Source organism: Micrococcus sp. ACRRV (genome assembly GCF_022346985.1).
Classification (GTDB): Bacteria; Actinomycetota; Actinomycetes; order Actinomycetales; family Micrococcaceae; genus Micrococcus; species Micrococcus porci.
The window spans coordinates 18,241-30,002 of record NZ_JAKRNH010000021.1 but is presented as its reverse complement, the minus strand read 5'-3'; the positions used below and the strand labels follow the sequence as shown (position 1 = coordinate 30,002).

Below are 11,762 nucleotides of genomic sequence, written 5' to 3'. Positions count from 1 at the left end.
GGACGGTGGTGCTCACGGGCGGGCCTCCTGGGGGGCGAGGGCGGGATCCTGGTTCAGCACGAGGTGCAGCACGGCCATGCGCACGGACACGCCGTTGGCCACCTGCTCCAGGACGGTGTTCTGCGGGGAGTCCGCGGCGGCGTCGCAGATCTCCAGGCCGCGGTTCATGGGGCCGGGGTGCATGACCAGCGGCGTGTCCAGGCGGGATCCGGACTGGCGGGTCAGGCGCTCGAACCGCGCCGGGTTCAGCCCCCAGAGGCGGGTGTACTCCCCCGCGGACGGGAAGTAGGCCCCGCCCATGCGCTCGGCCTGCACGCGGAGCATCATGACGGCGTCGGGGGCGTCGGCGAGGGCCTCGTCCAGGGAGTAGGTCACCCGGGCCGGCCAGGAGGCCACGCCCACGGGCAGCAGCGTGGGCGGGGCGGCCAGCGTCACGCGGGCGCCCAGCAGCGTCAGCAGCCACACGTTGGAGCGGGCGACGCGGGAGTGCAGGATGTCGCCCACGATCACGACGTGCATGCCGGTGAGGTCGGTGCCCGTGGGGGCGACGCCGTCGTGGGCGGCCAGGTGGTGGCGCAGCGTGAAGGCGTCCAGCAGGGCCTGGGTGGGGTGGGCGTGGGTGCCGTCGCCGGCGTTCACCACGGCGGAGTCCACCCAGCCGGAGGCCGCCAGCTGGGCCGCCGCGCCGGAGGACCAGTGGCGCATGACGATCGCGTCCGCGCCGATGGCCTCGAGGGTCTGCACGGTGTCCTTCAGGGACTCGCCCTTGGACACGGAGGAGCCCTTGGCGGAGAAGCTGATGACGTCCGCGGAGAGGCGCTTGGCCGCGGCCTCGAAGGAGATGCGGGTGCGGGTGGAGTCCTCGAGGAAGAGGTTCACCACCGTGCGGCCGCGCAGGGAGGGCAGCTTCTTCACCTCGCGCGCGTTGACGGCCGCCATCTCCTCGGCGGTGTCCAGCACGGCGAGGGCCTCGGCGCGGGTCAGGTCCGCGGTGTCGAGCAGGTGGCGCACGGCTCAGGCCTCCCTCGGGGTCTCCGCGGGGGCGTCGACGATGCGCACCGCGTCCTCCGGGACCTCGCCCGAGCCGTCCGGCCCGTCGACCTCGGTGAGGCGGACCTGCACACGCTCGGCGGTGGAGGTCGGAAGGTTCTTGCCCACGAAGTCGGCGCGGATCGGCAGCTCGCGGTGCCCGCGGTCCACGAGCACGGCCAGGCGCACGGCGGCCGGGCGGCCCAGGTCCGCGAGGGCGTCCAGGGCGGCGCGGATGGTGCGCCCGGAGAACAGGACGTCGTCCACCAGCACGACGACGGCGCCGTCCAGCGGGTGATCGGGCAGCCGGGTGGGCGCGGGGGTGCGGGCGGTGCCGCGGCGGAGGTCGTCCCGGTAGAGGGTGACGTCCACCTCGCCCACGGCGGAGACCGGGTCGAAGGCCGGGTCGATGCGGTGGAGGACGGCCGCGAGGCGGCGGGCGAGCGGCACCCCCCGGCGCGGGATGCCCATCAGGACGAGCCCCTCGGGACCCTTGTTGGACTCGAGGATCTCGTGGGCGATGCGCGTCAGCGCCCGGTCGATCTCGGGTGCGGTCAGCACGGTGCGTGCAGCACGAGGTGCGGCGGGGATCCCTCCCATGCCGGCGCCTCCTTCCCCGCCTCACAGGACGGTCGTTAAAGGATGCGGTCTGCGTGCGTCGCCGGTCCGGCCGGACGGGCGGCGGCACGCCTCGACTCTATCAGCGCGGACCGGGGCCCCGTCGTGGATGACGGGGCCCCGGTGCGGCCTGGCGTGGCGGGTGCGGCTCAGGCGAGCAGGGTCGGCTTGACCTGCTGGAGCCGGCCCAGGAGCCCGTTCACGAACTCCGGCGACTCGTCCGTGGACAGGGCGGCGGCCAGGGCCACCGCCTCGGACACGGCGACGGCGTCCGGGACCTCGTCCTCGAACAGCAGCTCCCACGCGCCCACCCGGAGGATGGCGCGGTCCACGGCCGGCATGCGGTCCAGGGACCAGCCGCGCGAGTACGAGGTCAGGGCCTCGTCGACCCGCTCCTGGTCCGCGACGACGCCCTCGACGAGCCGCTGGGTGTACGCGTTGACCTGCAGGTCGGTGCTCTCACGGCGGGTCCGGATGCCCTGCAGGACGTCCGTGCCCCGCTGCTCCGCCTCGAAGAGGATCTCCACGGCGCGCTGCCGGGAGCGGCTGCGCGCCGTGGTCCCCCGCTTGGCGTCGGAGGCGGAGGGGGTGTCAGTCATTGACGCGGCCCAGGTACTCGCCGTTGGTGGTGTTCACCTTGACGCGGGTGCCCTGCTCCACGAACAGCGGTACCTGGATCTCGGCGCCGGTCTCCACGGTGGCGGGCTTGGTGCCGGCGGAGGAGCGGTCGCCCTGCAGGCCCGGCTCGGTGTAGGTGATCTCCAACACCACGGAGGCGGGCATCTCGAGGTACAGCGGCGTGCCCTCGTTCATGGCGATGACCACCTGGGTGTTCTCCAACATGTACTTGGCGGCGTCGCCCACGACGGCGGCGGGCACCGTGATCTGGTCGTAGTCCTTGACGTCCATGAAGACGTAGTCCTCGCCGTCCTGGTACAGGTACTGGTAGTCCGAGCGGTCCACGGTGGCGAACTCGACCTTGGTGCCGGCGTTGAAGGTCTTGTCCACGACCTTGCCGGAGGTGATGTTGCGCATCTTGGTGCGCACGAAGGCGCCGCCCTTGCCCGGCTTCACGTGCTGGAACTCGATGACGTTCCAGAGCTGGCCCTCCAGGTTGAGCACGGAGCCGTTCTTGATGTCGTTGGTCGTGGCCACTCGTCTTCTCCCGATCTCGTGCGGGCCGCGCCGGCCCGCTGCATGCGTCTGTTCAGTGTGCGCCGGCCATTCTACCGGCGCGGCTCACTCGGCGATCTCCTGGTAGGCCGCGAACAGCAGGGACCCGTCCGGGATGTCCACCGTCGTCGGGCGGGCGAGGCCGTCGAGGAGGACGAAGCGCAGCTGGTCGCCGCGGTTCTTCTTGTCCCGCTTGATGCCCTCGAGCAGCGTCTGCCAGCGGTCGCCCCGGTAGGAGACGGGGAGCCCGAGGGACTGCAGGACGGACCAGTGGCGGTCCGCGGTGGCGTCGTCGAGCCGGCCCAGGGAGCGCGCCAGCTCGGCGGCGAACACGAGGCCCACGGACACGGCCGCGCCGTGCCGCCACTGGTAGCGCTCGGCGTGCTCGATCGCGTGGCCGAGGGTGTGCCCGTAGTTGAGCGCCTCGCGGGGGCCGGCCTCGCGCAGGTCGCCGGAGACGACTTCCGCCTTCACCCGGACGGCGCGCTCGATGAGCTCGCGCAGCACGGCCGAGTGGGGGTTCTGCGCCTGCTCCGGCGCCTCCTCGATCAGCTCGAGGATGCGCGGGTCGGCGATGAAGCCGCACTTGACGACCTCGGCGAGGCCGGAGACCAGCTCGTTGGAGGGCAGGGTCAGCAGCGTGTCCAGGTCGGCGAGCACGCCGGCCGGCGGGTGGAAGGCGCCCACGAGGTTCTTTCCCTCGGCGGTGTTGATGCCGGTCTTGCCGCCCACGGCGGCGTCGACCATGCCGAGCAGCGTCGTGGGCATGTGCACCACGCGGATGCCGCGCAGCCAGGTGGCGGCCACGAAGCCCGCGAGGTCGGAGACGGCGCCGCCGCCCACGGAGACGATCGCGTCCGAGCGCGTGAAGTCGTTCTGGCCGAGGACCTGCCAGCAGAAGCCGGCGACCTGGAGGTGCTTGCCCTCCTCGGCGTCCGGGATCTCCGCGGTCAGGGAGACCAGGCCGGCGGCCTCGAGGTCGTTCTTGACGACGTCGCCGGTGGCGCGCAGCGCGCGGGGGTGGATCACCAGGACGCGGCGCACCTGGGGGCCGAGCACGGCCGGGAGGCGCCCCAGCAGTCCGCGTCCGACGACGACGTCGTACCCGCCGCCGGCCCGGTTCTCCGGGCCCCCCGCGACGGGGATCACGGTGACGTCCTGCTCGGGTGCGGCGGCGGAATGCTCCGCGATGGGGTCGGACTGGTCCGGCTGGTGCTCCGTCATGGGCGGGTGTGCCTCCTCGGCAGGGTGGGGATCGCCTCCACGATACGCGAGGCGATGTCGCCGGGCCGGTGGCCGGTGCCGTCCAGGGTGAGGTCGGCGACCTCGGCATAGAGCGGGGCGCGCTCGGCGAGGACGGCCTTCCACCGTCCCGCGGGGTCTCCCGCGAGCACCGGGCGACCGGCCCCGCCGCCGAGCCGGCGCAGCGCCTCCGGCTCCGCCACCTGCAGGCTGACGACGACCGCGCGTGGATCCGCGAGGCGGGCGCGGGTGGCCGCGGAGAGCACGGCTCCCCCGCCGCAGGCGAGGACGCAGGGGGCCGGGTGGGCCAGCACGTGGGCGATGACACGCTCCTCCTGGCGCCGGAACTCCGGCTCCCCCCGGGAGGTGAAGTAGGCGGGGATCGAGCCGAAGGCGTCCTCGAACAGGGCGTCGGAGTCCACGAAGACCCGCCCCGTGGCCTCGGCGAGGGCCCGGCCGACGGTGGTCTTGCCCGCGCCCATCGGCCCCACGAGGACGACGACGGGACCGGGGTCCCGGCTCGTCTCGGCCAGGCGGCCGTCGAGCCCCCGGACCATCGCCTCCCAGGAGGGGACCCCGTCCGTGGGGGCCGGCTGCGCGCTCACTGCAGCGGGTCGCCCATGTGGTCGGCGGCGGGCTGCTCGGCGGGCGCGTCCGGCAGCGCGGGCAGCGCGGCCGTGAAGGCCTCCATGTTCCGGCGGGTCTCCGCCACGGAGTCGCCGCCGAACTTCTCCAGGACGGCGTCCGCCAGGACGAGCGCCACCATGGCCTCGGCCACGATGCCGGCGGCGGGCACGGCCGCGACGTCGGAGCGCTGGTGGTGGGCGGTGGTCTCCGCCCCGGTGGCCACGTCCACGGTGGGCAGGGCGCGCGGGACGGTGGCGATGGGCTTCATGGCGGCGGAGACGCGCAGCAGCTCGCCCGTGGACATGCCGGCCTCGATGCCGCCGGCGCGGTCGCTCGTGCGGCGGGGGCGCCCGTCCGCGCCGCGGGCGATGCCGTCGTGGGCGGCGGACCCGCGCCGGGACGCCGTGGCGAAGCCGTCGCCCACCTGGAAGCCCTTGATGGCCTGGATGCCCATGAGCGCGCCGGCCAGGCGCGCGTCGAGCCGGCGGTCCCAGTGCACGTGGGAGCCCAGGCCGATCGGCACGCCGTAGGCCAGGACCTCGACGACGCCGCCGAGGGTCTCGCCCTCCTTGTGGGCCGCGTCCACCTCGGCGACCATCGCGGCGGAGGTCTCCGGGTCGATGCAGCGCACCGGGTCGGCGTCGAGCCGGTCCTGGTCCTCCGGCACGGGGAACGCGTGGGGCTCGGGCAGGGCGGCCTCGCCGAAGGCGACGGTGTGAGAGACGATCCGCACGCCCAGCTCCGCGAGGAACGCGCGGGCGACCGTGCCGAGGGCCACGCGTGCGGCGGTCTCCCGGGCGGACGCGCGCTCGAGCAGCGGGCGGGCCTCGTCGAAGCCGTACTTCTGCATGCCGGTGAGGTCGGCGTGGCCGGGCCGCGGGCGGGTGAGCCTCGCGTTGCGGGCCAGGCCCGCCAGCTCCTCTTCGGGCACGGGATCCGCGGCCATGACCTGCTCCCACTTGGGCCACTCGGTGTTGCCCACCTGGATGGCCACGGGCGAGCCGAGGGTGAGCCCGTGGCGGATGCCGCCGAGCACCGTCACCGCGTCCTGCTCGAACTTCATCCGGGCGCCTCGCCCGTAGCCCAGGCGACGGCGCGCGAGCGCGTCCTGGATCTCCTGCGTCGTGACCGGGATCCCGGCCGGCAGTCCTTCGACGATTCCTGTGAGCGCGGGGCCGTGAGACTCGCCCGCTGTCAACCAGCGCACCATGGCGTGCAGTCTCTCACGGGCGGCGCCGGCGGAGCCGGCATGTGACCCGCGCCGGCGGTCAGCGGCCGGGCAGCCCTAGCGCCCGGGACGCGGCGGCGGTGACCTCCGCCCAGTCCGGCTCCACCCCGCCCGCGGCCCGGCGCGGGCGCTCGGTGAACAGGCGCACCTGTTCGACCCCCTGGTGGAGGAGCATCGACAGCCCGGAGGCCACCCCTCCCCCGGCGGCCGACCAGGCGCGGGCGATCGCCGACGGCCACGGGTCGTAGGCCGCGTCGAGCAGCGGGGGCAGCACACCGGCGGGGACCTTGTCGGCGAGCGGGTCGGCGGCGCGCGGCGGCAGCGTGGCCACCACGGCGCGCAGGTCCGCGGCCTGCCGCACCAGTGCGTCCTGCGCCTCCACGCGCACCCCGAGGCCCAGGCGGTCGGCGAGGGCGACGACGTCCCGGGCCCGGCCGGCGTCGCGCACCCCGAGCACCACCGTCTCGGCGCGCAGCAGGGACGCGGCCGCCACCGCGGCCGTGGCCGTCCCGCCGTTGCCGAGGATCCCCACGGCCCCGCCGCCGGCCCCCGCGTCGAGGCCCCGCTCCGCCAGGGCCCGGACGATCCCGTCCACGTCCGTGTTGTGCGCCAGGAGGCTGCCCGGATGGTCGGGGTGGTCCCTCACCAGGGTGTTGGCCACGCCGAGCTCCCGCACGCGCGCGGAGAGCTCGTCCGCCAGAGGGACGACGGCGGGCTTGAGAGGCATGGTGACGGACACGCCCAGCCAGTCGCCGCCCGAGGGCCCGGCGGGCCTCGCCGCGGAGCCCGGGGCGCCCAGCCGGGCCGCCAGCCACGGGCCGACCTCCTCCTCCCCGAGGTCCGCGCGGCCGTAGTCCACGTCCAGGCCCAGCGCCCGGTAGGCGGCCGAATGCAGCACGGGAGAGAGCGAATGGGCGATCGGACGGCCCAGGACGGCCGCCCTGAACGTCGCACCGGCCATCAGCACACCCCCGGGTTCTGCGCGCAGTACCGGCGGAACTCCTCCTGATGCACGCTGTGCTCCTCGTAGGTCCGGGAGAACTCCGTGTGGCCGGTGGCGATGTCCGTGGTGACCCAGTACAGGTCCTCCGACGGCTCCGGGTGGACGGCCCCCTCGATCGCGGCGTCCGAGGGCATGCCGATCGGTCCCGGGGGGAGTCCGGTGTGCTGGTAGGTGTTGTACGTGTTCGACTCGTCCGCGCGCTGCGCGGCGCTGAACTGGAGGTTGCGCCGGCCCAGGCCGTAGTTCACGGTGGAGTCGACCTGGAGCAGACCGCGGGTCTCGGCGTCAGGGTCGTTGAGCCGGTTGTCGATGACGCCGGCCACGCGCGGATAGTCCTTCGGCAGCGCCTCCGCCTCGAGGATGGAGGCGATCGTGACGATCCGCTGCTGCTCCGCCGGGTCCGTGACGCCCTGGGCGCGCAGGTGGGCGAGTCGGGGCTTCACGAGCTCGGCGAGGACCTGCTCGGCGTCGGCGCCGACCGGCGGGTAGTACTCCCCCGGATCCAGCCACCCCTCGAGGGAGGGGGCCTGCTCCGGCACGCCGTAGCGCGTCGGATCCTCGGCCGCCGCCTCGAAGTCGGCGCGCGGCAGCCCGGTGGACTGGGCGAGCCCGTCCAGCACCTCGCTCAGCCACCGGCCTCGGCCGACGACCACGTAGTGGGAGGCGCCCTCCGCACGGCCCTGCAGCACGGCCAGGGCGTCCGCCGCGGGCATCTGCTCCCGCAGGACGTACTCGCCCGCGCCGATCGAGGTCTGCCCCGAGTCCTCGGCCGCGTCGAGCACGGCCCGGTCGGAGGCCACGATGCCGCGCTCGTCCAGGCGGGCGGCCACGGATGCGAGGTCCTCCCCCGGCTCGACCGTGAAGGTGACCCGGTCGCCGGACGCGGCCTGGCGATCGGCCGGGCGGGAGAACAGAACCACCAGGAGGGCGGCGACCAGCACCACGGCCAGCGCCGCCACGGCGAGGACCACGGCCCCCCGCGGACGTTCGACCGCCAGGTTCCGGCCGATCGCGCGCAGCCGGTGCGAGCCCCCGGTCCGGACCCTCGGGCGCCGCGCGCGCCCCACGGGGCGCGGCGGAGCCGGCTGCCGCTCGACTCGTTCGGGCTCGGGCTCGGGCTCGTCCTCGCCGTGGTCCACGAACCCGAAGACGTCGAGGTCGTCGTCGGTCTCGTCCTCGCGCCAGGGGGGCGGCGGGGGCGCGCTCATGCGCGGGCCTCCGCGACGGTGATCCCGGCCCAGGCGCCGCGGCGGCGCTGGACCTCGAGGGCGTCCTGGAGGAGCTCGACGGCGGCGGCCTGGTCGATCACGCCGCGGCTGTCCTTCACCGTGCGGCCGGCGCGGTGGAGCGCCGCCTGCGCGCTGACGGTGCTCAGCCGCTCGTCCACGAGCCGCACCGGGATCGGCGTGCCGGCCTCGGCCACCAGCGCCTCGATCGCCGCCGCGTACTCCACCGCGTCCTGCGTCGACGGGGTGTGCTCCCCGCGCAGGTTGCGCGGCAGCCCCACGTAGACGGCCACCGCGTCCAGCTCGCGCGCGCGGTCGAGCAGCTCGGCGTGGTCCCGCCGCTGCCGCGCGTCACGCCGCAGCGTCTCCACGGGCGTGGCGATCAGGCCGTCGGGGTCGGACGCGGCCAGGCCGACGCGGGCCCTGCCCACGTCGACCCCCAGGACCCGCCCCCGCACGGCGGCCTGCGCGCTCACGCGTCCCGCACGGCGTCGAGCACGGCGTCGAGCGCCGCGGCGACCGCGGTGACGTCCTGCCCGCCGCCCTGTGCGACGTCGTCCTTGCCGCCGCCCCCGCCGCCGAGGGCGGCCGTGGCGAGCTTGACCATGGCCCCGGCCTTGAGCCCGGCGCCGCGGGCGGCCTCGTTGGTCGCGACGACGACCAGCGGCCGCCCCTTGGCCTCGCCCGTCAGGGCGACGAGCACCGGCGTGCCCGCCGCGTTGCCTCCGGCGGACTCGATGCGCGAGCGCAGGCCCAGCACGAGGGAGCGCAGCTGGTCGCCGGCGACCTCGCCCGCGTGGTGGGCGAGCACCTTGACGGACGCGCCGGACGTCGTCGTGACGTCCTGGGCCTGCGCGGCGAGGGTGCCGGCCTGGGCCTGAAGGGCCTTGGCCTGGAGGTCGGCCACCTGCTTCTCGGCCGCCTTGAGCCGGTCCATGGTGGCGGTGATGCGGTCCTTGAGCTGGTCGGCCGGCGCCTTGAACATCTCCGAGAGGTCGGAGACCAGGGTGCGCTCGGCGGCCAGATGGCGGAACGAGTCCAGGCCGACGAGGGCCTCCACGCGGCGGTTGCCCGAGCCGACGGACTGCTCGCCGAGCAGCGTCAGGGAGCCGATCTGGGCGGTTCGGCCCACGTGGGTGCCGCCGCACAGCTCGCGGGACCACGCCCCGTTGATCTCCACGACGCGCACACGGTCGCCGTACTTCTCGCCGAACAGGCTCATGGCGCCCATCGCGCGGGCCTCGTCCAGGGACATCTCCTGGGTCAGGACCTGGTGGTCGTCGCGGATCGCGATGTTGACGACGTCCTCGATCTCGGAGCGCGCCATCGCGGAGACAGCCTCCGCCCAGCGGAAGTCGAAGCGCAGGTAGCCCTCCTTGTTGAAGGAGCCGGACTGCGTGGCCTCCGGGCCGAGGATCTGGTGGAGGGCGGCGTGCACCAGGTGGGTGCCGGAGTGGGCCTTCTCGCCGTCCAGGCGACGCTGCAGGTCGATGCGGCCCACGGCCTCGGCGCCCACGGGCACCTCGCCGTCGAGCACCTTCACGCGGTGCACGGACAGGCCCTTCACGGGCGCCTGGACGTCGAGGACCTCGAGGGAGAAGCCGTCGCCGGTGATGACGCCGGTGTCCGCGGCCTGGCCGCCGGACTCCGCGTAGAACGGCGTGGCGTCCAGGACGAGCTCGAGCTCCGTCCCGGCGCCCGCGGACGCGACCTCCTCGCCGTTCTGCAGCAGGCCGCGCACCACGGACTCGGTGGTGTGCTCGGTGTAGCCGGTGAAGTGGGTCTGGCCCTCGGCGCGCAGGCGCTGGTACACGGCGGTGTCCGTGTGGCCGGACTTCTTGGCCTTGGCGTCCGCACGGGCGCGGTCGCGCTGCTCGGCCATGAGGGCGTGGAACCCGGCCTCGTCCACGGCGACGCCGGCCTCCTCCGCGATCTCCAGCGTCAGCTCGATCGGGAAGCCGTAGGTGTCGTGCAGCTCGAACGCGTCCGGGCCCGCGATGCCGCCGCCCGCCGAGCGTGCCTGGCCCACCGCGGCGTCGAGGCGCGCGGTGCCCGCGGCGATGGTGCGCAGGAACGCCTTCTCCTCGGCGTAGGCGATCCGGGAGATGCGCTCGAACTCGTCCGCGACGACCGGGTAGGTGCCCTTCATCGCGTCCCGGGAGACCGGCAGCAGCTCGGGGAACACGGGCTCGGTGACGCCCATGAGGCGCAGGGCGCGGACGACGCGGCGGATCAGGCGGCGCAGCACATAGCCGCGGCCCTCGTTGCCGGGACGCACGCCGTCGCTGATCAGCATCAGGGCCGAGCGCACATGGTCGGCCACCATGCGCAGGCGCACGTCGTCCTCGTAGTGCGGGTCGGCCGGGTCCTCAGTGGAGGTGTAGGACTTGCCGGCCAGCTCTGCGGCGCGGTCGAGCACGGGGCGGACCTGGTCCGTCTCGTACATGTTCTCCACGCCCTGGAGGATCATGGCCAGGCGCTCCAGGCCGAGGCCCGTGTCGATGTTCTTGTGCTCGAGCTCGCCGGCGACGTCGAAGTCGTACTTCGAGCGCACCTGGGAGAGGCGGTACTGCATGAACACGAGGTTCCAGATCTCGATGTAGCGGGTGTCGTCCGCCTCCGGGCCGCCCTCGACGCCGTACTCGGGGCCCCGGTCGTAGAAGATCTCCGAGCAGGGGCCGCCGGGGCCGGGCTGGCCGGTGTTCCAGTAGTTGTCCGCCTTGCCCATGCGCTGGATGCGCTCCGGGCGCACGCCGACGTCCTCGCGCCAGATGCGCGCGGCCTCGTCGTCCTCCTCGTACACGGTGACCCAGAGGCGCTCCGGGTCCAAGCCGTAGCCGCCGTCCTCCACGGACGTGGTCAGCAGTTCCCAGGCCATGGGGATGGCCTTCTCCTTGAAGTAGTCGCCGAAGGAGAAGTTCCCGCACATCTGGAAGAAGGTGCCGTGGCGGACGGTCTTGCCGACCTCCTCGATGTCCGCGGTGCGGATGCACTTCTGCACGCTGGTGGCGCGCGGCGACGGCGGGGTCTGCTCGCCCAGGAAGTACGGGATGAACGGCACCATGCCGGCCACGGTGAACAGCAGCGACGGGTCCGGCGAGACCAGGGAGGCCGAGGGCACGACCAGATGGCCCTGCTTCTCGAAGTAGGCCGTCCAGCGGCGGGCGATCTCGTGGGACTTCATGCGTGCGGATCCTTCCGGGCGGAGGAGGGGGTGGCGGTCGTGTCGGGGGTGTCGAGGGTCTCGCCCTCGATCGTGTCCCGCGGCGGGCCGATCAGCTGGCTCACCCACGGCGGGGCGTCGGCGCGCAGGCGCTCCGTGAACGCCTGCGCGCTCTGGGCGAGCGCTTCGGCGGCGGCGTCGCCGACGGCCTGGCCGGCGGAGCGGCCCAGACGGGTGGGGTCCAGGGTCTCCTGCAGGCGGCGGCCCGCCTCCTGGTCCACGGCGCGGCGGCCGGACTCGACCGCGCGGTGCGCGATCCAGCCCGCGGCGGTGCCGGCGCCGACCAGCAGCAGCGAGGTGATCCGGGACATGGCGGTGCCTCCTTCACGACGGGCGGATACCCGCCCCACCTTACCGTCCGGCGAGCGCCGCCCCGGCTGCGGCGAGCGTGCC

12 protein-coding genes are annotated in these 11,762 nt (G+C 74.4%); all 12 read right to left on the bottom strand.

Annotated features, from left to right (window positions below; translation table 11 throughout):
* Positions 1-12: 12 nt before the first annotated feature.
* A complete protein-coding gene (locus tag MHY29_RS03945; RefSeq protein ID WP_224354800.1) occupies positions 13-1,011 on the bottom strand; it encodes an aspartate carbamoyltransferase catalytic subunit in 999 nt (332 codons plus the stop codon).
* Between the two features lie 3 nt (positions 1,012-1,014).
* Positions 1,015-1,629: a bifunctional pyr operon transcriptional regulator/uracil phosphoribosyltransferase PyrR gene (pyrR, locus tag MHY29_RS03940; RefSeq protein WP_224354798.1), complete on the bottom strand. Its 615-nt coding sequence runs from the start codon at positions 1,627-1,629 to the stop codon at positions 1,015-1,017.
* 167 nt (positions 1,630-1,796) lie between these two features.
* Complete coding sequence (gene nusB / locus MHY29_RS03935; protein WP_224354796.1) at positions 1,797-2,246, bottom strand: transcription antitermination factor NusB; 450 nt, start codon at positions 2,244-2,246, stop codon at positions 1,797-1,799.
* On the bottom strand, positions 2,239-2,802 hold the full coding sequence (gene efp, locus MHY29_RS03930; protein WP_224354794.1) for an elongation factor P: 564 nt from the start codon (positions 2,800-2,802) through the stop codon (positions 2,239-2,241). Before efp ends, nusB begins: the two co-directional genes overlap by 8 nt.
* A gap of 84 nt (positions 2,803-2,886) precedes the next feature.
* The gene (gene aroB, locus MHY29_RS03925; protein ID WP_239238313.1) at positions 2,887-4,044 is read right to left on the bottom strand and encodes a 3-dehydroquinate synthase; all 1,158 of its coding nucleotides are present in this window, start codon (positions 4,042-4,044) and stop codon (positions 2,887-2,889) included.
* A complete protein-coding gene (locus MHY29_RS03920; protein WP_224354790.1) occupies positions 4,041-4,667 on the bottom strand; it encodes a shikimate kinase in 627 nt (208 codons plus the stop codon). Before MHY29_RS03920 ends, aroB begins: the two co-directional genes overlap by 4 nt.
* A complete protein-coding gene (aroC, locus tag MHY29_RS03915; RefSeq protein WP_239238311.1) occupies positions 4,664-5,899 on the bottom strand; it encodes a chorismate synthase in 1,236 nt (411 codons plus the stop codon). Before aroC ends, MHY29_RS03920 begins: the two co-directional genes overlap by 4 nt.
* A gap of 58 nt (positions 5,900-5,957) precedes the next feature.
* A complete protein-coding gene (locus MHY29_RS03910) occupies positions 5,958-6,878 on the bottom strand; it encodes a shikimate dehydrogenase (RefSeq protein WP_255718524.1) in 921 nt (306 codons plus the stop codon).
* On the bottom strand, positions 6,878-8,128 hold the full coding sequence (mltG, locus tag MHY29_RS03905; protein ID WP_239238307.1) for an endolytic transglycosylase MltG: 1,251 nt from the start codon (positions 8,126-8,128) through the stop codon (positions 6,878-6,880). Before mltG ends, MHY29_RS03910 begins: the two co-directional genes overlap by 1 nt.
* Complete coding sequence (ruvX, locus tag MHY29_RS03900; protein ID WP_224354783.1) at positions 8,125-8,622, bottom strand: Holliday junction resolvase RuvX; 498 nt, start codon at positions 8,620-8,622, stop codon at positions 8,125-8,127. The genes mltG and ruvX overlap by 4 nt, the downstream gene beginning before the upstream one ends.
* Entirely contained in the window at positions 8,619-11,330 is a 2,712-nt protein-coding gene (alaS, locus tag MHY29_RS03895) for an alanine--tRNA ligase (protein ID WP_239238305.1), read from the bottom strand. Before alaS ends, ruvX begins: the two co-directional genes overlap by 4 nt.
* Positions 11,327-11,680 carry a hypothetical protein gene (locus MHY29_RS03890; RefSeq protein WP_239238303.1) on the bottom strand — a complete coding sequence of 118 codons (354 nt, stop codon included), beginning with the start codon at positions 11,678-11,680 and terminating at the stop codon, positions 11,327-11,329. The genes alaS and MHY29_RS03890 overlap by 4 nt, the downstream gene beginning before the upstream one ends.
* Between the last annotated feature and the right edge of the window lie 82 nt (positions 11,681-11,762).